The 20,400-nt window shown below is 69.7% G+C and carries 19 protein-coding genes; 16 read left to right on the top strand and 3 right to left on the bottom strand.

Annotated features, from left to right (window positions below; translation table 11 throughout):
• The first annotated feature begins 63 nt into the window (after nucleotides 1–63).
• Nucleotides 64–2,040, top strand: coding sequence for a threonine--tRNA ligase (gene thrS, locus ABZS61_RS03645; RefSeq protein ID WP_356415531.1), 1,977 nt, complete (start codon nucleotides 64–66; stop codon nucleotides 2,038–2,040).
• Nucleotides 2,041–2,067: 27 nt separating this feature from the next.
• On the opposite strand, the gene ABZS61_RS03640 is transcribed toward thrS, so the two are convergent.
• Complete coding sequence (locus ABZS61_RS03640; RefSeq protein WP_356415528.1) at nucleotides 2,068–2,745, bottom strand: ion channel; 678 nt, start codon at nucleotides 2,743–2,745, stop codon at nucleotides 2,068–2,070.
• Nucleotides 2,746–2,811: 66 nt separating this feature from the next.
• Between ABZS61_RS03640 and ABZS61_RS03635 the strand changes: the two genes are divergently transcribed.
• A complete protein-coding gene (locus ABZS61_RS03635; protein WP_356415525.1) occupies nucleotides 2,812–3,384 on the top strand; it encodes an HIT domain-containing protein in 573 nt (190 codons plus the stop codon).
• A 64-nt stretch (nucleotides 3,385–3,448) separates the two neighbouring features.
• Here the strand turns inward: ABZS61_RS03635 and ABZS61_RS03630 are convergent, their stop codons facing one another.
• The gene (locus tag ABZS61_RS03630; RefSeq protein ID WP_356415522.1) at nucleotides 3,449–5,119 is read right to left on the bottom strand and encodes a hypothetical protein; all 1,671 of its coding nucleotides are present in this window, start codon (nucleotides 5,117–5,119) and stop codon (nucleotides 3,449–3,451) included.
• A 158-nt stretch (nucleotides 5,120–5,277) separates the two neighbouring features.
• Nucleotides 5,278–7,503 carry an elongation factor G-like protein EF-G2 gene (locus tag ABZS61_RS03625; RefSeq protein WP_356415519.1) on the bottom strand — a complete coding sequence of 742 codons (2,226 nt, stop codon included), beginning with the start codon at nucleotides 7,501–7,503 and terminating at the stop codon, nucleotides 5,278–5,280.
• 268 nt (nucleotides 7,504–7,771) lie between these two features.
• Here ABZS61_RS03625 and pgsA point away from each other — a divergent pair, with 268 nt between their 5' ends.
• The 14 genes from pgsA to ABZS61_RS03555 all read left to right on the top strand — a co-directional run bounded on the left by pgsA (nucleotide 7,772) and on the right by ABZS61_RS03555 (nucleotide 20,272).
• A complete protein-coding gene (pgsA, locus tag ABZS61_RS03620; protein ID WP_356415517.1) occupies nucleotides 7,772–8,443 on the top strand; it encodes a phosphatidylinositol phosphate synthase in 672 nt (223 codons plus the stop codon).
• A complete protein-coding gene (locus ABZS61_RS03615; RefSeq protein ID WP_356415513.1) occupies nucleotides 8,440–9,363 on the top strand; it encodes a phosphatidylinositol mannoside acyltransferase in 924 nt (307 codons plus the stop codon). Before pgsA ends, ABZS61_RS03615 begins: the two co-directional genes overlap by 4 nt.
• Entirely contained in the window at nucleotides 9,360–10,520 is a 1,161-nt protein-coding gene (locus ABZS61_RS03610; protein WP_356415510.1) for a glycosyltransferase family 4 protein, read from the top strand. The genes ABZS61_RS03615 and ABZS61_RS03610 overlap by 4 nt, the downstream gene beginning before the upstream one ends.
• A gap of 73 nt (nucleotides 10,521–10,593) precedes the next feature.
• Entirely contained in the window at nucleotides 10,594–11,139 is a 546-nt protein-coding gene (locus ABZS61_RS03605) for a hypothetical protein (RefSeq protein ID WP_356415507.1), read from the top strand.
• Nucleotides 11,140–11,255: 116 nt separating this feature from the next.
• Nucleotides 11,256–12,176: a pyridoxal 5'-phosphate synthase lyase subunit PdxS gene (gene pdxS / locus ABZS61_RS03600; protein ID WP_356415504.1), complete on the top strand. Its 921-nt coding sequence runs from the start codon at nucleotides 11,256–11,258 to the stop codon at nucleotides 12,174–12,176.
• A 7-nt stretch (nucleotides 12,177–12,183) separates the two neighbouring features.
• Nucleotides 12,184–12,777: a pyridoxal 5'-phosphate synthase glutaminase subunit PdxT gene (gene pdxT, locus ABZS61_RS03595; RefSeq protein WP_329212907.1), complete on the top strand. Its 594-nt coding sequence runs from the start codon at nucleotides 12,184–12,186 to the stop codon at nucleotides 12,775–12,777.
• Nucleotides 12,778–12,838: 61 nt separating this feature from the next.
• Entirely contained in the window at nucleotides 12,839–13,591 is a 753-nt protein-coding gene (locus ABZS61_RS03590; RefSeq protein WP_356415500.1) for a YebC/PmpR family DNA-binding transcriptional regulator, read from the top strand.
• 132 nt (nucleotides 13,592–13,723) lie between these two features.
• Complete coding sequence (gene ruvC, locus ABZS61_RS03585) at nucleotides 13,724–14,257, top strand: crossover junction endodeoxyribonuclease RuvC (RefSeq protein WP_329212909.1); 534 nt, start codon at nucleotides 13,724–13,726, stop codon at nucleotides 14,255–14,257.
• On the top strand, nucleotides 14,254–14,880 hold the full coding sequence (gene ruvA, locus ABZS61_RS03580) for a Holliday junction branch migration protein RuvA (RefSeq protein WP_356415496.1): 627 nt from the start codon (nucleotides 14,254–14,256) through the stop codon (nucleotides 14,878–14,880). The genes ruvC and ruvA overlap by 4 nt, the downstream gene beginning before the upstream one ends.
• A 79-nt stretch (nucleotides 14,881–14,959) precedes the next feature.
• Nucleotides 14,960–16,042: a Holliday junction branch migration DNA helicase RuvB gene (gene ruvB / locus ABZS61_RS03575; RefSeq protein ID WP_329212911.1), complete on the top strand. Its 1,083-nt coding sequence runs from the start codon at nucleotides 14,960–14,962 to the stop codon at nucleotides 16,040–16,042.
• A gap of 165 nt (nucleotides 16,043–16,207) precedes the next feature.
• Entirely contained in the window at nucleotides 16,208–16,699 is a 492-nt protein-coding gene (gene yajC, locus ABZS61_RS03570) for a preprotein translocase subunit YajC (protein ID WP_356415492.1), read from the top strand.
• 147 nt (nucleotides 16,700–16,846) lie between these two features.
• Nucleotides 16,847–18,604 (top strand): protein translocase subunit SecD, encoded by a 1,758-nt coding sequence (gene secD, locus ABZS61_RS03565; protein WP_356415489.1) that lies wholly within the window; start codon nucleotides 16,847–16,849, stop codon nucleotides 18,602–18,604.
• Between the two features lies 1 nt (nucleotide 18,605).
• Nucleotides 18,606–19,724, top strand: coding sequence for a protein translocase subunit SecF (gene secF / locus ABZS61_RS03560; RefSeq protein WP_356415486.1), 1,119 nt, complete (start codon nucleotides 18,606–18,608; stop codon nucleotides 19,722–19,724).
• Nucleotides 19,721–20,272, top strand: a complete 552-nt coding sequence (locus ABZS61_RS03555; RefSeq protein ID WP_356415483.1) for an adenine phosphoribosyltransferase — start codon at nucleotides 19,721–19,723, stop codon at nucleotides 20,270–20,272. Before secF ends, ABZS61_RS03555 begins: the two co-directional genes overlap by 4 nt.
• Nucleotides 20,273–20,400 lie beyond the last annotated feature (128 nt).

Genomic DNA, 20,400 nt, shown 5'->3' with positions numbered 1-20,400 from the left:
GCTCGGTACGATTCCTCTTGCGCGCAGAGGAATGCGACGCACCCCCTCAGTCAGGAGAGACCGGTGTCAGACGTCCGTGTGATCATCCAACGCGATTCCGAGCGGGAAGAGCACGTGGTGACGACGGGAACGACGGCCGGCGAGCTCTTCCCCGGACAGCGCACCGTCGTCGCCGCACGGGTCGAGGGGGAGCTGCGGGACCTCGCGTACGAGCTCAAGGACGGCGAAGTCGTCGAGCCCGTCGAGATCTCCTCCGAGGACGGCCTCAACATCCTGCGGCACTCCACCGCGCACGTGATGGCCCAGGCCGTGCAGGAACTGCACCCCGACGCCAAGCTGGGCATCGGCCCGCCGGTCAAGGACGGCTTCTACTACGACTTCGACGTCGAGAAGCCGTTCACGCCCGAGGACCTCAAGGCCATCGAGAAGAAGATGCAGGAGATCCAGAAGCGGGGGCAGAGGTTCTCCCGCCGGGTGGTCACCGACGAGGCCGCCCGTGAGGAGCTCGCCGACGAGCCGTACAAGCTGGAGCTCATCGGCATCAAGGGCTCGGCCTCCTCGGACGACGGCGCGGACGTCGAGGTGGGCGGCGGCGAGCTGACCATCTACGACAACTTCGACGCCAAGACCGGCGAGCTGTGCTGGAAGGACCTCTGCCGCGGTCCTCACCTGCCCACCACCCGGTTCATCCCGGCGTTCAAGCTGATGCGGAACGCCGCGGCGTACTGGCGGGGCAGCGAGAAGAACCCCATGCTGCAGCGCATCTACGGCACCGCGTGGCCCACCAAGGACGAGCTCAAGGCGCACCTGGAGTTCCTGGAGGAGGCCGCCAAGCGCGACCACCGCAAGCTCGGCAACGAGCTGGACCTCTTCTCCTTCCCCGACGAGATCGGCCCCGGCCTCGCCGTCTTCCACCCCAAGGGCGGCGTCATCCGCCGGGCCATGGAGGACTACTCGCGGCGCCGCCACGAGGAGGAGGGCTACGAGTTCGTCTACAGCCCCCACGCGACCAAGGGCAAGCTCTTCGAGAAGTCCGGTCACCTGGACTGGTACGCCGACGGCATGTACCCGCCCATGCAGCTCGACGACGGGGTGGACTACTACCTCAAGCCGATGAACTGCCCGATGCACAACCTGATCTTCGACGCGCGAGGCCGTTCGTACCGCGAACTTCCGCTGCGCCTCTTCGAGTTCGGCACGGTGTACCGGTACGAGAAGTCGGGTGTCGTCCACGGCCTGACCCGCTCGCGCGGCTTCACCCAGGACGACGCGCACATCTACTGCACCAAGGAGCAGATGGCGGAGGAGCTCGACCGGACGCTCACCTTCGTCCTGAACCTCCTGCGCGACTACGGTCTGACCGACTTCTACCTGGAGCTCTCCACCAAGGACCCGGAGAAGTTCGTCGGCTCCGACGAGATCTGGGAAGAGGCCACCGAGACGCTGCGCCAGGTCGCCGAGAAGCAGGGGCTCCCCCTGGTCCCCGACCCGGGCGGCGCCGCGTTCTACGGCCCGAAGATCTCCGTGCAGTGCAAGGACGCCATCGGCCGTACCTGGCAGATGTCGACCGTGCAGCTCGACTTCAACCTGCCGGAGCGCTTCGACCTGGAGTACACCGGCCCGGACGGCACCAAGCAGCGCCCGGTCATGATCCACCGCGCACTGTTCGGCTCCATCGAGCGCTTCTTCGCGGTGCTGCTCGAGCACTACGCGGGTGCGTTCCCGGTGTGGCTGGCCCCGGTCCAGGCGGTCGGCATCCCGATCGGTGACACCCACATCCCCTACCTCCAGGAGTTCGCCGCCGAGGCGCGGAAGAAGGGCCTGCGGGTGGAGGTCGACGCCTCTTCGGACCGGATGCAGAAGAAGATCCGCAACCACCAGCGCGCCAAGGTGCCGTTCATGATCATCGTCGGTGACGAGGACATGAACGCGGGCACGGTGTCCTTCCGCTACCGCGACGGTTCGCAGGAGAACGGCATCGCCCGCGACGAAGCGATCGCCAAGCTCGCCGACGTGGTGGAGCGCCGCGTCCAGGTGTGATCCCTGTTCGCAGAGGCCCCCGGGGAGCTACACGCTCCCCGGGGGCCTCTTCTCGTCCTCACGGGCGAACACCTGCAGCAGCCACGACGAGAACGATCCCGTCACCGCCCCCAGCAGGGCCAGCCCGCAGGCCATCAGGCCCGTCGCGATGACCCGGCCGGCGAACGTGACCGGCACGGCGTCCCCGTACCCCACCGTCGTGAGGGTCGCGCCCGCCCACCACACCGCGTCGCCGAACGTGCGGATGCTGGCGTCCGGGACCGTGTGCTCCAGGTGGTACACGGCGAGCGACGCCGAGAAGCCGAGCAGTACGGTCGTGAGCCCCGCGTAGGCGATCACGCGGGCGTACAGGCTCAGCCGTGGCTCGTCCCGGCGCTTCTGGACCGCCGTGTAGATCTGGACCACACGCAGGGGGCGCAGCAGGGGCAGTGCGAGCACCACGGTGTCCAGCCAGTGGGTGCGGACGAAGTGCCGGCCGAGGCCGCTCAGGTGCAGCCGTACGCCGTAGTCCACCGCGAAGAGCAGCCAGGTGGCGGCGACCAGGGCGAGGGCGATGTCGCGCCAGGGTTCGCTGTCGTGGGGGGCCAGGACGCGGACCGCGTAACCGGCGAGGAAGACCAGCGCCGCGACGAAGAGCGGGCCCTCCGTGCGCTGCTCCCATTCCTTGAGCCGGTAGGGGGCGGGAGGGTCGCGGCGGTCGCTCATGGCCTCAGCATTGCGGTGCGCTGCCCGGCCGGGCCCCGGCGACACGCTCCGCGGGGGTGAAGCAATATGCTGACCGGCATGACGAGTGAGCCGGAGCAGCAGATCGGAGTGGGGACGCCCGACGCGTTCCAGCGCCTGTGGACGCCCCACCGGATGGCCTACATCCAGGGTGAGAACAAGCCGAACGGTCCGGGGGCCGAGGACGGCTGTCCGTTCTGCGTGATTCCCTCCAAGTCGGACGAGGACGGGCTCGTCGTCGCGCGCGGCGAGAAGGTCTACGCCGTGCTCAATCTGTACCCGTACAACGGCGGCCACCTGATGGTCGTGCCGTACCGGCACGTCGCGGACTACACGGAGCTGGACGGTCCGGAGACGGCCGAACTCGCCGATTTCACCAAGCGGGCGATGGTCGCGCTGCGGGCGGCATCCGGTGCCCACGGTTTCAACATCGGGATGAACCAGGGTGCGGAGGCCGGGGCGGGAATCGCCGCGCACCTGCATCAGCACGTGGTGCCGCGCTGGGGCGGGGACACCAACTTCATGCCGGTCGTCGCCCACACGAAGGTGCTGCCTCAGCTGCTCGGGGACACCCGGGCGATGCTGGCCGGTGTGTGGCCGTCCGAGCAGCCCTCGGGCTGAGACCTTCCGCATCGCACGTGTGGGGGCCCGCGGCCAGGTGGCCGGGGGCGCCCACAGTCGCTTGTCACGCGTCGTAGACGTCGGCCTTCCGCGGTGCCGGGTCCTGGACGAGACCGCTGAGGATCATGGAGCGGTTGTCGAAGCGTTCGGTGTCGACGCCGTTCTCCTGCAGGACCCGCATGGCGGCGGAGTGCACGGATCGCAGGACGGGGGTGGCTGCCCGCATGGCGTCGTCGGCCATGAAGCGGTGGCCCCACGGCTTGGCGGCCCAGGCGTGGCGCAGGCCGAAGGGCTCGGGGAGGACGATCTTGCCGCCGAGGTAGTCGAGCAGCGGCGGGTGCCAGGTGAACGGGGCACGCAGCGCGAGCCTGACGACCTCCTTCGCCTTGACGAGGGGGAGCGTGATCTTGCGGGTCTCCCAGAACTTGACGGCCTTGTTCACCGTCTTCGTCTCGGCTTCCGGCTTGGAGAGGAAGAGTGAGTGGACCGGACCCAGCGCGTGTCCGGTGACCTCGATCCGCAGGGTCTCGTGGAGCACGGTGACGGTGATCAGCATGGTGATCACCAGCTGGCCGTCCCAGAGGGTGAACTGGACGCCCAGGTAGTGCCGGTTCCCGCTGCCGAACTGCTGGTGGTTGCAGATCCGCTGTATCTCGTGGGGCTTGACCTGGAAGGTGGCGACGTCCTCGCCCTCGGGGCGCGAGACGGAGTCGGCGTTCTCACCGACGGGCGACACGATCCAGTGCTTGACGGAGGGGGTGGGGAAGCCTCCGGTGTTCAGCGGGCCGCGCTCCAGCATCTTGAGCTGGTCGTGGATGACCCGTATCAGGTCCCAGCTGCGGAACTGGTGGATCTCCTTGGTGGGGTCCTTGGGTACGAGCTCCTCCGCGAGCTGCCAGCTGCCCCAGCGGGTGCCCATGCCGAGGATGCCCTTGGGGCCGGCGTAGAAGACCGCGTTCGACTGCTGTTCGGCGGAGAGCTTCTCCAGGCCCTGGCGCAGGGCCTCGCGGGCGGTCTCGTTGGGGTTCTTCGGTACGGCCTCGGGGATCTTGGCCCTGACGCCGGTGCCGGAGAGGAGCCCTTCCCAGCGGTCGCGCATGTCCTTGGCGGACGTCTCCGCGATCCGTTTGGCGAGCAGCCAGCCGATGACCGGGGCGACGACCATGGCCCGGAGATAGAGGGCCAGGAGCCCGGTGACCGGCATGGCGATCAGGAAGATGACGGCGACGACACCGACGGCGGCGAGGAGGACGCCCCCCAGGGACTGGAAGACCTTGTCCTTGGAGTTGTTGAGGGAGTCTCGAAGCCGGAAGGCCAGGACCCACAGGACCAGTCCGGGCAGGAACGCGAAGCCGAAGAGAGCCGTCACCAGGGTCAGCCGGGTGTCGCGCGCCTTGCGCAGCCGGGTGGCGGACAGGCAGTGCTCGACGACGGTCTGCGGGTCGGTGCCGAAGGACTGGATGAGTGCCTTGCGGTCGCCCCCGAGCGTGCGCTCCTGGACGGCGCGGGAGAACGCCTCACCGAGATTCGGCTTGAAGTAGTCGGACTTAAAGAGCTTGGAGTCGCCCGGCTTCACCTCGGACTTGTGCCACTCGCTGTTGGCCTTGAGGATCTCCGACACATCGCTGTCGCGGTACGCGGCGGAGGCGAGGGCGTTGGTCGCCACCGCCTGTCCGGCCGAACCCTGGAGAGGGATCTGCGCTCCGGGAGAGAAATCGAATCCGTTGTTGGCCACTGTGCCGCCCCCACTTGACGCCTGGTCTGCTCCTGCGGCTGTTCCCAACTACCGTACGTCGCACACCTTCTGAGCTGGGACCACAGCGTATCGTCCGGATCGCGACGCCGCCCGGCTGTGGGGGCCGGAGCGGGGTGGCAGGTGTCAATTCCGGTCAGCTACGTTCCGTTTGTTCCGTTTTCCTGCTCTTCGCGGATGCGGTCGGCGAGTTGGGGAGGCATGGCCTCGTGCCGGGCGTACGCCCGGTCGAATCGTCCGGTGCCGTGCGACAGGGAGCGTAGATCGACCGCGTACCTGCCGATCTCGATCTCGGGCACCTCGGCGCGTACGAGCGTCTGCTCCCCGGACGCCTGCTCGGTGCCGACCACCCTGCCCCGCCGGCCGGCGAGATCGCTCATCACGGCTCCCACGTAGTCGTCGGGGACCAGCACCCGGACCTCGGCGACCGGTTCGAGGAGCTGGATACGGGTGTCGGTGGCGGCCTCGCGCAGTGCCAGGGCGCCGGCGGTCTGGAAAGCGGCGTCCGACGAGTCGACCGAGTGTGACTTTCCGTCGAGCAGGGTGATGCGGACGTCGACGAGCGGGTGCCCCGCCGCTACGCCTCGGGCCGCCTGGGCGCGCACGCCCTTCTCGACGGACGGGATGAACTGGCGCGGCACCGCGCCGCCCACCACCTTGTCGACGAACTCGATGCCCGTACCGGGAGGCAGCGGCTCCACCTCGATCTCACAGATGGCGTACTGGCCGTGGCCGCCCGACTGCTTGACGTGACGGCCCCGCCCGACGGTCCGCGAAGCGAACGTCTCCCGCAGGGGCACCCGGTGGGGGACGGCGTCGACCTGAACGCCGTACCTGCTGCGCAACCGCTCCAGCGCGACGTCCGCCTGGGCCTCTCCCATGCACCACAGGACGACCTGATGGGTGTCCTTGTTCTGTTCCAGGCGCAGGGTGGGATCCTCGGCGACGAGCCGGGCCAGGCCCTGGGAGAGCTTGTCCTCGTCGGCCTTGCTGTGCGCGCGCACCGCAAGGGGCAGCAGCGGGTCCGGCATGGTCCACGGCTCCATGAGCAGCGGCTCCCCGGTGCCGGAGAGCGTGTCCCCCGTCTCGGCACCGCCCAGCTTGGAGACCGACGCGAGATCTCCGGCGATGCAGTGGGTCAGGGGGCGCTGCTGCTTGCCGAAGGGGGAGGAGAGCGCGCCGACCCGTACGTCCGCGTCGTGCCAGGGGCGCGGTTCGTGCCCCGGGTCGGTGAGGCCGTGGCCGCACACGTGCACCGTGTCGTCGGGGCGCAGGGTGCCGGAGAAGACGCGCACGAGGGAGACCCGTCCGACGTAGGGGTCGGACGCCGTCTTCACCACCTCGGCGACCAGAGGCCCCTGCGGGTCGCAGACCGGCGCGGGGCGCGGGGCACCCTCGGGGGTGGTGACTGCGGGCAGGGTCCGCTCGAGCGGGGAGGGGAAGCCGCCGGTCATCAGGTCCAGGAGCTCGACCGTGCCGATCCCCTGACGTGCGCCGTCGACGGCCGGGGCGGCGGTGAGGACGGGGTGGAAGGCGCCGCGCGCGACAGCGCGCTCCAGGTCGTCGACGAGTGTCCCGGTGTCGATGTCGCCACCGCCGAGGTAGTGGTCCATCAAGGTCTCGTCCTCGCTCTCGGCGATGATCCCTTCGATGAGCCGGTTGCGTGCCGCCAGGAGCGGCGCACGTTCGTCGCCGGCGGGCGGGTTCTCCTTCCGCTCCCCGGAGGAGTAGTCGAAGATCCGCTGCGTGAGCAGTCCGGTGAGGCCTGTCAGCGGCGCATGACCGTCCGGGGCTTCGGGGCCCTGCACCGGCAGATAGAGGGGGAGTACGGCGTCGGGGTCCTCGCCGCCGAAGAGCCGGCCGCAGACCCGGGTCATCTCGTCGAAGGAGGTGCGGGCGGTGTCCAGGTGCGTGACGACGATCGCGCGCGGCATCCCGACGGCGGCGCACTCCTCCCACACCGCGCGGGTGGTGCCCGCGACCGCGTCGGCCTCCTGCGCCGCCGAGACGACGAAGAGGGCCGCGTCCGCCGCGCGCAGACCGGCCCTGAGTTCCCCGACGAAATCCGCGTAGCCGGGCGTGTCCAGCAGATTGATCTTGTAGCCGCCCCATTCGACGGGGACCAGCGAGAGCTGTACGGAACGTTGTCGGCGTTGCTCGATCTCGTCGTAGTCGGAGACGGTGCCGCCGTCCTCGACCCGGCCGGCCCGGTTGACCGCGCCCGCCGTGAGCGCGAGAGCCTCGACCAGAGTGGTCTTGCCGGAGCCGCTGTGGCCGACCAGTACCACGTTCCGTACGGAAGCGGGCCGGTCGGCCGTCACTGCTCTGCCGGCGGCCCCGGTGTGTGAATGCGTCCTGTCGCCCATGATGCGTTCCTCCCGATCGGTGGGGCCGTGAAGGCCCTGGGGAGCAGGGGTCACGGGCAGGAGGAGCCGACGCGGCTCCGGCGGCGCCCGCGTCATTCGAGCTTTCCACTCGGGCCGGGCCGCGTCCATATGTCGCACCTCGACGCCGGTGACTTCCGGGTGACCCACCGGGACGGGGTGCCCCGCCGTGGGACGGCACGGCTCGTGACTACGATGGGCCAGCCGGTGGCCGAAGTGGCCGCGCGGCCCACCGAACCTCGGGAAGGCCATGCTGAACAAGTACGCGCGTGCATTTTTTACGCGTGTCCTCACACCGTTCGCCGCTCTGCTGCTCCGCCTCGGGGTCAGCCCCGACGCGGTCACTCTCGTCGGCACGGCCGGAGTGATGGCAGGTGCGCTGGTCTTCTTCCCGATGGGGGAGTTCTTCTGGGGCACGATCGTGATCACGGTCTTCGTCTTCTCGGACCTCGTCGACGGCAACATGGCGCGGCAGGCCGGGATCTCCAGCCGGTGGGGCGCGTTCCTGGACTCGACGCTCGACCGGGTCGCGGACGGGGCGATCTTCGCCGGGTTCGCCCTCTGGTACGCGGGGGGCGGCGACGACAACGTGCTGTGTGCGGTCGCGATCTTCTGCCTGGCCAGTGGCCAGGTGGTCTCGTACACCAAGGCCCGCGGTGAGTCGATCGGCCTGCCGGTCGCGGTCAACGGGCTGGTGGAACGTGCCGAGCGGCTGGTGATCTCGCTGGTCGCCGCCGGTCTGGCCGGTCTGCACGGGTTCGGCGTGCCCGGGATCCAGATCCTGCTGCCGATCGCGTTGTGGATCGTCGCCGTGGGAAGCCTGGTGACTCTGGTCCAGCGAGTGGTGACCGTGCGCCGGGAGTCGGCCGAGGCCGACGCTGCGGCCGCCGCCGCGGAACAGGGGAGCGAGGCCGCGCAGTGAGCGGCACCGGATCCGATCTCAAGGGGCGGCTCACCGACGGGCTCTACGGGCTCGGCTGGGGTGCGGTCAAGAAGCTGCCCGAACCGGCCGCCCGTGCGCTCTTCCGCAGCATCGCCGACCAGGTCTGGAAGCGACGGGGCAAGTCGGTGCTGCGGCTGGAGTCGAACCTGGCCAGGGTGGTGCCCGACGCGGACCCCGCTCGCCTCGCCGAGCTGTCGAAGGCCGGCATGCGCTCCTACATGCGCTACTGGATGGAGTCCTTCCGGCTGCCGACCTGGAGTGCGCAGCGGATCAGGAACAGCATCAACGTCCGGGACGCCCACCGGCTCACCGAAGGCATGGACGCCGGGAACGGGGTCATCCTCGCCCTGCCGCACCTGGGGAACTGGGACCTGGCGGGCGCCTGGGTCACCACCGACCTGAAGGTGCCGTTCACGACGGTCGCCGAGCGGCTGAAGCCGGAAACCCTGTACGACCGGTTCGTGGCCTACCGCCAGGGCCTGGGCATGGAGGTCCTGCCGCACAACGGAGGCGCCGCCTTCGGGACCCTGGCCAGGCGGCTGAGGTCCGGCGGTCTGATCTGCCTGGTCGCCGACCGCGACCTGTCGGCGTCCGGCGTCGAGGTGAACTTCTTCGGCGACACCGCGCGGATGCCCGCAGGACCCGCGCTGCTGGCCCAGCAGACCGGCGCGCTGCTGCTGCCCGTCACGCTCTGGTACGACGGCACGTCCGTCATGCAGGCGCAGATCCATCCGCCCGTCGGCGCACCGGCGACAGGTACCCGCGCCGAGAACACGTCCTCCATGACACAGGCGCTGGCCGATGCCTTCGCCACCGGGATCGCCGAGCATCCGGAGGACTGGCACATGCTGCAGCGACTCTGGATCTCCGATCTGGACCCCCAGGGGGAAGCTCCGTGAAGATCGGCATCGTCTGCCCGTACTCCTGGGACGTCCCCGGCGGGGTGCAGTTCCACATCCGTGACCTGGCCGAGCACCTGATCCGCCTCGGCCACCACGTCTCGGTGCTGGCGCCCGCCGACGACGAGACGCCGCTGCCGCCGTACGTGGTGTCCGCGGGCCGTGCCGTACCCGTCCCCTACAACGGCTCGGTGGCCCGGCTGAACTTCGGGTTCCTCTCCGCCGCGCGGGTGCGCCGCTGGCTTCACGACGGCACCTTCGACGTCATCCACATCCACGAGCCCACCTCGCCCTCGCTCGGGCTGCTCACCTGCTGGGCGGCACAGGGGCCGATCGTCGCCACGTTCCACACGTCCAATCCCCGCTCCCGGGCCATGATCGCCGCGTACCCGATCCTCCAGCCGGCTCTGGAGAAGATCAGCGCGCGGATCGCGGTGAGCGAGTACGCGCGGCGCACCCTGGTCGAGCACCTCGGCGGGGACGCGGTGGTCATCCCCAACGGCGTGGACGTCGGCTTCTTCGCCGACGCCGAACCCAAGGCCGAGTGGCAGGGCGGCACGCTCGGCTTCATAGGGCGCATCGACGAACCGCGCAAGGGCCTGCCCGTCCTGATGAAGGCGCTCCCCGCGATCCTCGCCGCCCGCCCCGGGACCAGGCTGCTGGTCGCGGGCCGCGGTGACGAGGAGGAGGCGGTCGCCTCACTGCCGAAGGAGATGCGCGAGCGCGTCGAGTTCCTCGGCATGGTGAGCGACGAGGACAAGGCGCGGCTGCTGTGCAGTGTCGATGTGTACGTGGCGCCGAACACCGGCGGCGAGAGCTTCGGCATCATCCTGGTCGAGGCCCTGTCGGCGGGAGCGCCCGTGCTCGCCAGCGACCTCGACGCGTTCGCGCAGGTGCTGGACCAGGGCGCCGCGGGCGACCTCTTCGCCAACGAGGACGCCGACGCGCTCGCCGCGGCCGCGATCCGACTGCTGGGCGACCCGGAGCGACGGGCCGGTCTGCGGGAGCGGGGCAGCGCGCATGTGCGCCGGTTCGACTGGGAGACGGTCGGCGCCGACATCCTCGCGGTGTACGAGACGGTCACGGACGGGGCCGCATCGGTGGACACCGACGAGCGCACGGGTCTGCGCGCACGGTTCGGGCTGGCCAGGGACTGACCCCTGGGCTCGCGGGCCGTTACGGCGCACCGGCGGCCCGGGGGCGCACCCGGCGACGGTAGCCTTGCCGCCCGTGATCGAAACCTTCATCTGGATTGCCGTCGCGCTCCTCGCGATCGGCCTGTACCTCAGCTGGACCGCCGGCCGGCTCGACCGGCTCCACGCCCGTATCGACGCTGCCCGGGCGGCCCTGGACGCCCAGCTGCTGCGCCGCGCCTCGGTCACCCAGGAACTGGCCACGGCCGGGGTGCTGGATCCCGCGGCGTCGATCGTGCTGTACGAGGCGGCGCACGCCGCACGTCAGGCGGAGGAGGAGCAGCGCGAGGTCTCCGAGAGCGAGCTGAGCACCGCGCTGCGGGCCGTGTTCGGTGAGGCGGCGCAGGTCGAGGCCCTCAAGGAGTTCCCCGGCGGACAGGACGCGGCGAAGGAACTGGCCGCCGCCGTGCGCAGGGTCCCGATGGCCCGGCGCTTCCACAACGACTCGGTGCGCGCCGCCCGCGCGCTGCGCAGGCACCGGACCGTACGGCTGTTCCGGCTTGCCGGACACGCCCCGTTCCCGCTCGCGTTCGAGATGGACGACGAGCCACCGGTCGCACTGGCGGACCGGCCCGGCAGCTGAGGCGACGCGCAAAACGATCCACGGGGTGTCCATTGGCCCTTGCAGTGGACTGGTCCCGGAGCGTTTGCTCGTGCCTGCAGTCCCCCGTCTCTTTTTCACCCCAGTGAGGTCGATCCGTGTCCACGCTTCCCAGCACCCCGCAGTCCACCGAGTACCCGGCCACCGGCACCGCCCGAGTCAAGCGCGGCATGGCCGAGCAGCTCAAGGGCGGCGTGATCATGGACGTCGTCGACGCCGAGCAGGCGAAGATCGCCGAGGACGCGGGCGCCGTGGCCGTCATGGCACTGGAGCGGGTTCCGGCCGACATCCGCAAGGACGGCGGCGTGGCCCGGATGTCCGACCCCAACATGATCGAAGAGATCATCGAGGCCGTGTCCATCCCCGTCATGGCCAAGTCCCGCATCGGCCACTTCGTCGAGGCCCAGGTCCTGCAGTCCCTCGGCGTCGACTACATCGACGAGTCCGAGGTCCTCACCCCGGCCGACGAGGTCAACCACAGCGACAAGTTCGCCTTCACCACCCCCTTCGTCTGCGGTGCCACCAACCTGGGTGAGGCCCTGCGCCGCATCGCCGAGGGTGCCGCGATGATCCGCTCGAAGGGCGAGGCCGGCACCGGCAACGTCGTCGAGGCGGTCCGGCACCTGCGCCAGATCAAGAACGAGATCGCCCGCCTGCGCGGCTTCGACAACAACGAGCTGTACGCCGCCGCCAAGGACCTCCGTGCCCCGTACGAGCTGGTCAAGGAGGTCGCCGAGCTCGGCAAGCTGCCCGTCGTCCTGTTCTCCGCCGGTGGTGTCGCCACCCCCGCGGACGCGGCCCTGATGCGTCAGCTCGGTGCCGAGGGCGTCTTCGTCGGCTCCGGCATCTTCAAGTCCGGCGACCCCGCCAAGCGCGCCGCCGCCATCGTGAAGGCCACCACCTTCTACGACGACCCGAAGATCATCGCGGACGCCTCCCGCAACCTGGGTGAGGCCATGGTCGGCATCAACTGCGACACGCTGCCCGAGGCCGAGCGCTACGCCAACCGCGGCTGGTAACCCACTGATGACCGACAACCCTGTCATCGGAGTCCTGGCTCTCCAGGGCGACGTACGGGAACATCTGATCGCCCTGGCCTCGGCGGACGCCGTGGCCAGGCCGGTCCGGCGTCCCGAGGAGCTCGCCGAGGTCGACGGGCTCGTCATACCCGGTGGCGAGTCCACCACGATGTCCAAGCTCGCCGTCCTGTTCGGCATGCTGGAACCGCTGCGCGAGCGGGTCGCCGCCGGTATGCCGGTCTACGGCACCTGCGCCGGGATGATCCTTCTCGCCGACAAGATCCTGGACCCCCGCTCGGGCCAGGAGACGGTCGGTGGCATCGACATGATCGTGCGCCGTAACGCTTTCGGGCGGCAGAACGAGTCGTTCGAAGCCGCCGTCGAGGTGGACGGGATCGCGGGTGGTCCGGTCGAGGGCGTGTTCATCCGCGCACCCTGGGTCGAGTCGGTCGGCGCGGAGACCGAGGTCATCGCGGAACACGGCGGGCATATCGTCGCCGTACGGCAGGGAAACGCCCTGGCTACGTCATTCCACCCCGAACTGACCGGGGACCACCGGGTCCACGCACTCTTCGTCGACATGGTGCGCGCAGTGTGCTGACTCGATCCCGGTAGGATCTCTCGGGTTCGTTCAGATTTTGGTGACGCGAAGGAGAAGGCAGATGTCCGGCCACTCTAAATGGGCTACGACGAAGCACAAGAAGGCCGTGATTGATGCCAAGCGCGGCAAGCTCTTCGCGAAGCTGATCAAGAACATCGAGGTTGCGGCGCGTTCCGGCGGCGTCGATCTCGAAGGCAACCCGACGCTCGTCGACGCCATCCAGAAGGCGAAGAAGAGCTCCGTCCCGAACAAGAACATCGACTCCGCGGTCAAGCGCGGCGGCGGTCTCGAAGCGGGCGGCGCCGACTACGAGACGATCATGTACGAGGGCTACGGCCCCAACGGTGTCGCGGTGCTCATCGAGTGCCTCACCGACAACCGCAACCGTGCCGCATCCGACGTACGCGTCGCGATGACACGCAACGGCGGCTCGATGGCCGACCCCGGTTCCGTCTCGTACCTGTTCAACCGCAAGGGCGTCGTCATCGTCCCGAAGGGCGAGCTGTCCGAGGACGACGTCCTGGGGGCCGTGCTCGACGCGGGCGCCGAGGAGGTCAACGACCTCGGTGAGACCTTCGAGGTCGTCAGCGAGGCCACCGACATGGTCGCGGTCCGCACCGCGCTCCAGGAGGCCGGGATCGACTACGACTCCGCCGAGGCCAACTTCCTGCCCACCATGCAGGTCGACCTCGACGAAGAGGGCGCGCGCAAGATCTTCAAGCTCATCGACGCGCTCGAGGACAGCGACGACGTGCAGAACGTCTTCGCCAACTTCGACGTCTCCGACGAGGTCATGGAGAAGGTCGACGCCTGACATCCGGGCACCCTCCGCACGAGCGGAGCCGACGGGCCGACGGGGACACACCCCGTCGGCCCGTCGCATTGTCGGTGCGAGCCGATAGCCTGCGGGAACAGTTGACCGATCGGTGAGGGGAGGGGGCGCTCCATGCGTGTTCTGGGCGTGGACCCGGGGCTGACCCGGTGCGGTGTCGGAGTCGTCGAGGGGGTGGCGGGCAGGCCGCTGACGATGGTCGGCGTCGGCGTCGTACGCACCCCGGCCGACGCCGAGCTCGGACACCGACTGGTCGCCATCGAGCAGGGCATCGAGCAGTGGCTCGACGAGCACCGTCCCGAATTCGTCGCTGTGGAGCGGGTGTTCAGCCAGCACAACGTCCGTACGGTGATGGGCACCGCCCAGGCCAGCGCGGTCGCCATGCTCTGCGCCTCCCGCCGGGGCATCCCGGTCGCCCTGCACACCCCGAGCGAGGTCAAGGCGGCCGTCACCGGCTCGGGCCGAGCCGACAAGGCGCAGGTCGGAGCGATGGTGACGCGGCTGCTGCGGCTCGACGCACCGCCCAAGCCCGCCGACGCCGCCGACGCACTCGCCCTCGCCATCTGCCACATCTGGCGCGCACCCGCGCAGAACCGACTGCAGCAGGCCGTCGCCGCCCACCGCACGCTGAAAGGCCGTACCGCATGATCGCCTTCGTCTCCGGCCCGGTGGCCGCCCTCGCCCCGACCACGGCCGTGATCGAGGTCGGCGGCATCGGCATGGCCGTCCACTGCGCCCCCGGCACACTCGCGGCCCTGCGGATCGGCCAGGAGGCGAGGCTCGCCACCTCCCTCGTCGTGCGGGAGGACTCGCTCACGCTGTACGGCTTCGCCGACGACGACGAGCGGCAGGTCTTCGAGCTCCTCCAGACCGCCAACGGCGTCGGCCCGCGCCTCGCCCAGGCGATGCTCGCCACCCACAGCCCGGACGCCCTGCGCATCGCCGTCGCCACCGGTGACGAGAAGGCGCTCACCGCCGTTTCGGGAATCGGCAAGAAGGGCGCCCAGAAGCTCCTCCTCGACCTCAAGGACCGGCTCGGCGAGCCGGTCGGGGCGCACATCGGGCAGCAGGGCATCGGCACCGCGGTCAGCTCCTCCTGGCGCGACCAGCTGCAGGCCGCCCTGATCGGCCTCGGCTACGCGACGCGCGAGGCCGACGAGGCCGTGACCGCCGTCGCCCCGCAGGCCGAGGCCGCGATCGCCGGCGGCGCACAGCCGCCCGTACCGCAGCTGCTGCGCGCGGCCCTGCAGACACTCAACCGCGCACGCTGACCCCGGGGGCCGACGCCCCGTACGCCGGCCGGGGCACCGCACGGCCCGGCACCGAAACACCCGAGGCGGGACTGACGAGATGAACTGGGACGAGACCGGAGCCGACACCGGCGCGACGGACGACCTGCTGGACGACCGGCTGGTCGCCGCCGGTGCGGACGGGGAGGACACCGCGGTCGAGGCCGCACTGCGCCCGAAGGACCTCGACGAGTTCGTCGGCCAGGAGAAGGTACGAGAACAGCTCGACCTCGTGCTCAAGGCCGCCCGCGCCCGCGGCGCCACGGCCGATCACGTCCTGCTCTCCGGCGCCCCGGGCCTCGGCAAGACCACGCTCTCCCTGATCATCGCCGCCGAGATGAACGCCCCGATCCGCATCACCTCCGGCCCCGCCATCCAGCACGCGGGCGACCTCGCGGCGATCCTCTCCTCCCTCCAGGAGGGCGAGGTCCTCTTCCTCGACGAGATCCACCGCATGTCGCGGCCCGCCGAGGAAATGCTCTACATGGCCATGGAGGACTTCCGCGTCGACGTCATCGTCGGCAAGGGCCCCGGAGCCACGGCCATCCCGCTGGAACTGCCCCCCTTCACCCTGGTCGGGGCCACCACCAGGGCCGGACTGCTGCCGCCCCCGCTGCGCGACCGGTTCGGCTTCACCGGCCACATGGAGTTCTACGCCCCCACCGAGCTGGAACGGGTCATCCACCGCTCCGCGGGCCTCCTCGATGTGGCCATAGACACCGAAGGAGCGGCCGAGATCGCCGGACGCTCCCGGGGCACACCCCGCATCGCCAACCGGCTGCTGCGCCGCGTCCGGGACTACGCGCAGGTCAAGGCCGAAGGCCGGATCGACCGGGACATCGCCGCAGCGGCCCTGCGCGTGTACGAGGTCGACGACCGCGGCCTGGACCGGCTGGACCGCGCGGTGCTCGGCGCCCTGCTGAAACTCTTCGGCGGCGGCCCCGTCGGCCTGTCCACACTCGCCGTGGCGGTGGGGGAGGAGCGTGAGACGGTCGAGGAGGTCGCCGAGCCCTTCCTCGTACGGGAAGGACTGCTCGCGAGGACCCCCAGAGGCCGGGTGGCCACCCCCGCAGCCTGGGCCCACCTCGGCCTCGTACCGCCGCAGCAAGGCGTAAAGGGACAACAGGGCCTGTTCGGGGCGTGATGCGTCACAGGTTGGCCACCAGGGGAACCACGGTGCCATGCTGGGCGTTGTTCCAATGATGCGGACTCGCTTAGACTCCGCCGATGCCGCCCGTACAGGTCGGTGTACCCACCCCCGTAGATCAGGCCGCATTTCAGCGCGGTCGTGCGAAGGAAGTTCCGTCCCGTGAGTCTCGTGACCCTCCTCCCCTTCATCGTGCTCATCGGGGCCATGTTCCTGATGACCCGGTCCGCCAAGAAGAAGCAGCAGGCGGCTGCGCAGATGCGCAACGACATGCAGCCCGGCACGGGCGTCCGGACGATCGGGGGCATGTACGCCACCGTCAAGGAGATCCAGGACGACACGGTTCTCCTCGAGGTCGCGCCCGGCGTCCACGCCATCTACGCCAAGAACTCGATCGGCGCCGTCCTCGACGACGCGGAGTACAACCGCATCGTCCACGGTGACGACGACGACCTGAAGGTCGACGGCGCGGTCGTGCCCGACGACGCCTCCTCGCTGACCGCCACCGAGACCGCCGAGGCGGACACGGAAGCGGCCGATGACGCGGACGTCGCGAAGATCGACCTGGGCAAGAAGGCCGAGGACGGCACCGCCGAGTCCAAGGACTCCGAGGTCAAGGACGCCAAGGCCGACGGCGAGGGCGACGCGAAGTAGTTCCACGATCCAGGGACGCCGGGCACCTACAGGTGACCGGCGTCCCGCGGACCGTGCGGTCTTCTGCGGGGGCGGGTCCCCACAACACTTCGTGGCCGCTCGGGCGCGTACCCGGCGCGGGGCGGTTGGACAGGGAGAAACGAGAAGGTGGCAGCACCGAAGAAGGGCCGAGGGCCGGCCGGCGGTCAGAGCAGGCCGGGGCGTGCCCTGGCTTTCATTCTGATCGCCATGGTCGCGCTCACCGGCGGGATGTTCCTGTCCGGTCACACCACGCCCAGGCTTGGTATCGACCTGGCGGGTGGCACGTCGATCACGCTCGAGGCCAAGAACCAGCCCGGCAAGCCGAACGCGATCAACAAGACCAACATGGCCACGGCGGTCAGCATCATCGAACGCCGCGTCAATGGTCTTGGTGTTTCCGAGGCCGAGGTTCAGACCCAGGGCGATCGCAACATCATCGTCAACATCCCCAAGGGGACGAACTCGAAGCAGGCGCAGGAGCAGGTCGGTACGACTGCCCAGCTCTACTTCCGGCCCGTGCTCACCGTCACCGGCGGCGAACCGACGCCCACCGGGTCCGCCAGCCCTTCCGCGAGCGGTACCGGCAAGGCGAGCGCCACGCCCAGCGCGAAGGCGAGCGACCCGGACACTGCCTCCGATCCGAAGAGCACGCCCTCGGCGAGCGCCACCACCCAGGGACGTGCGGTCACCGGCGCCCTGAAGAAGGACGCGACGCCGACCCCCGGTGCCTCGGACAGCGCGAAGACGTCCGGGACCCCGGCCGCGACGCCGACTCCCGACGCGGCGACCGCCGCGCTGGAGAAGAAGTTCACCGAGCTGGACTGCTCCGACAAGTCCGCCCGTGCCACGGCCGGTGACGGAGTCAAGCCCGAGGACCCCACGGTCGCGTGCAGCTCCGAAGGTGACGCGAAGTACCTCCTCGGCCCGGCCGAGGTCTCCGGTACGGACGTCGACGACGCCAAGGCCCAGTTCGACCAGCAGCGCGGCATCTGGCTCGTCTCGATGGAGTTCACCGACAAGGGCTCCAAGAAGTTCCAGACGATCACGAAGAAGCTGTCGACCCAGCAGTCCCCGATGAACCAGTTCGCGATCTCCCTCGACGGCGAGGTCGTCTCCGCGCCGCAGGTGAACGAGACCCTCAGCGGCAGCGCCGAGATCTCCGGCAGCTTCACCCAGCAGTCCGCCGAGGACCTGGCCAACGTGCTCTCCTACGGTGCGCTCCCGCTCTCCTTCCAGGAGCAGAGCGTCACCACCGTCACCGCCGCACTCGGTGGCGAGCAGCTGAAGGCCGGTCTGATCGCCGGTGCCATCGGTCTGGCCCTGGTCGTCATCTACCTGGTGGCCTACTACCGCGGTCTGGCGCTCATCGCGCTCCTCAGCCTCGCGGCGTCCGGTGTCCTGACCTACACGATCATGGCTCTGCTCGGCCCGGCCATCGGCTTCGCGCTGAACCTGCCCGCGGTCTGTGGAGCGATCGTGGCGATCGGTATCACCGCGGACTCGTTCATCGTGTACTTCGAACGCGTCCGTGACGAGATCCGTGAAGGCCGCACCCTGCGTCCGGCGATCGAGCGGGCCTGGCCCCGTGCCCGGCGCACGATCCTGGTCTCCGACTTCGTGTCGTTCCTCGCCGCCGCGGTGCTCTTCCTGGTCACCGTCGGCAAGGTCCAGGGCTTCGCGTTCACGCTCGGCCTGACCACGCTGCTCGACGTCGTCGTGGTGTTCCTCTTCACCAAGCCCCTCATGACGCTGATGGGCCGTACGAAGTTCTTCGCCAGCGGTCATCCGTGGTCCGGGCTGGACCCGAAGCGGCTCGGTGCCAAGCCGCCGCTGCGCCGCTCGCGCCGTGTCAACGCCCCCACCGACCACCCGAAGGAGGCGTGAGATGTCGCGACTCGGCAATCTCGGCGCCCGGCTCTACCGTGGCGAGGTCGGTTACGACTTCATCGGCAAGCGCAAGATCTGGTACGGCGTCTCGATCCTGATCACGATCACGGCCATCCTGGGCCTCGCGGTCAGCGGTCTGAACATGGGCATCGAGTTCAAGGGCGGCGCGGTCTTCACGACCGACGAGAAGCCCAACGTCTCGGTCTCCCAGGCCCGCGAGAGCGCGGTCGAGGCCTCCGGCCACGAGGCGATCGTCCAGGAACTGGGCGACGGCAACATGCGCATCCAGATCACCGAGGTCGACACCGCCAAGGCCAACGAGGTCAAGACGCAGCTGTCCGAGGACCTCGGCATTCCCGAGGCCAAGATCAACGCGGACCTGGTCGGCCCCAGCTGGGGTGAGCAGATCGCCAACAAGGCCTGGACCGGCCTCGGCATCTTCATGGTCCTCGTGGTGATCTACCTGGCCATCGCCTTCGAATGGCGCATGGCCGTCGCGGCCCTCATCGCGCTGATCCACGACATCACCATCACAGTCGGTATCTACGCCCTGGTCGGCTTCGAGGTCACCCCGGGCACCGTGATCGGTCTCCTGACGATCCTCGGTTACTCCCTCTACGACACCGTCGTCGTCTTCGACAGCCTCAAGGAGGGCCAGAAGGGGATCACGAAGCAGACCCGCTGGACGTACAGCGAGGTCGCCAACCGCTCCATCAACAGCACGCTGGTCCGCTCCATCAACACCACCGTCGTCGCGCTGCTGCCCGTCGCCGGGCTGCTCTTCATCGGTGGCGGTGTCCTCGGCGCCGGCATGCTGAACGACATCTCGCTGTCGCTCTTCGTCGGCCTCGCGGCCGGTGCGTACTCCTCGATCTTCATCGCCACACCGCTGGTCGCCGACCTCAAGGAACGCGAACCGCAGATGAAGGCGCTGAAGAAGCGGATCCTCGCCAGGCGGGCTGCCGCAGCCGCCAAGGGCGAGTCCGTCGAGGACGAGCGGGACGACCGGGCGCAGGAGGATGACGGCTTCCCCGAGGACGCCGCAGCCGCCGGCTCCGTCGTCGGACAGCGCCAGCAGCCCAGGGGCCACGGGCGGACTCCGGGGAAGCGTCGATGACCAGCACCACCGACTCGACCCGGGAGCTCCTGCTCAGCCGGATCCGCGACGTACCGGACTATCCGAAGCCCGGAGTGGTGTTCAAGGACATCACGCCGCTGCTCGCGGACCCGGTCGCCTTCACGGCGCTCACCGACTCCCTCGCGGAGATGTGCGTACGGCACGGGGCCACCAAGGTCGTCGGCCTCGAGGCGCGCGGTTTCATCCTGGCGGCGCCCGTCGCGGTCAAGTCCGGGCTCGGCTTCGTACCCGTCCGCAAGGCCGGGAAGCTGCCCGGTGCCACGCTCGGGCAGGCGTACGAGCTGGAGTACGGCACGGCGGAGATCGAGATCCACGCCGAGGACCTGTCGGCCGACGACCGGATCATGGTCATCGACGACGTCCTGGCCACCGGAGGCACCGCCGAGGCCTCGCTGGAGCTGATCCGGCGGGCCGGCGCCCAGGTCGCGGGTGTGGCGGTCCTCATGGAGCTCGGCTTCCTCGCCGGCCGTGCACGACTCGAGGGGGCCCTGCGCGGCGCCCCGCTGGAAGCGCTGATCACGCTCTGAGCCGCGCTGCCCAGCCGTAGTGGCAGCAGCCGGTCACACAGGACGGGCACCCGGGACACCCGGGTGCCCGTCCTGCTGTTGTGACAGGTTCCACGGTCCCCGGGCGAGGACCGGCCCGGGGATCGATA

Source organism: Streptomyces sp. NPDC005566, assembly GCF_040605575.1.
Taxonomy (GTDB): domain Bacteria; phylum Actinomycetota; class Actinomycetes; order Streptomycetales; family Streptomycetaceae; genus Streptomyces.
This window is presented reverse-complemented; position numbering and strand designations above follow the sequence as displayed.

Coding starts and splice junctions, on each gene's coding strand:
- ABZS61_RS03640 (WP_356415528.1), bottom strand. CDS start 2,745: ATGAGCGACCGCCGCGACCCTCCCGCCCCCTACCGGCTCAAGGAATGG.
- ABZS61_RS03635 (WP_356415525.1), top strand. CDS start 2,812: ATGCTGACCGGCATGACGAGTGAGCCGGAGCAGCAGATCGGAGTGGGG.
- ABZS61_RS03625 (WP_356415519.1), bottom strand. CDS start 7,503: ATGGGCGACAGGACGCATTCACACACCGGGGCCGCCGGCAGAGCAGTG.
- pgsA (WP_356415517.1), top strand. CDS start 7,772: ATGCTGAACAAGTACGCGCGTGCATTTTTTACGCGTGTCCTCACACCG.
- pdxT (WP_329212907.1), top strand. CDS start 12,184: ATGACCGACAACCCTGTCATCGGAGTCCTGGCTCTCCAGGGCGACGTA.
- ABZS61_RS03590 (WP_356415500.1), top strand. CDS start 12,839: ATGTCCGGCCACTCTAAATGGGCTACGACGAAGCACAAGAAGGCCGTG.
- ruvC (WP_329212909.1), top strand. CDS start 13,724: ATGCGTGTTCTGGGCGTGGACCCGGGGCTGACCCGGTGCGGTGTCGGA.
- ruvA (WP_356415496.1), top strand. CDS start 14,254: ATGATCGCCTTCGTCTCCGGCCCGGTGGCCGCCCTCGCCCCGACCACG.
- ruvB (WP_329212911.1), top strand. CDS start 14,960: ATGAACTGGGACGAGACCGGAGCCGACACCGGCGCGACGGACGACCTG.
- secF (WP_356415486.1), top strand. CDS start 18,606: ATGTCGCGACTCGGCAATCTCGGCGCCCGGCTCTACCGTGGCGAGGTC.
- ABZS61_RS03555 (WP_356415483.1), top strand. CDS start 19,721: ATGACCAGCACCACCGACTCGACCCGGGAGCTCCTGCTCAGCCGGATC.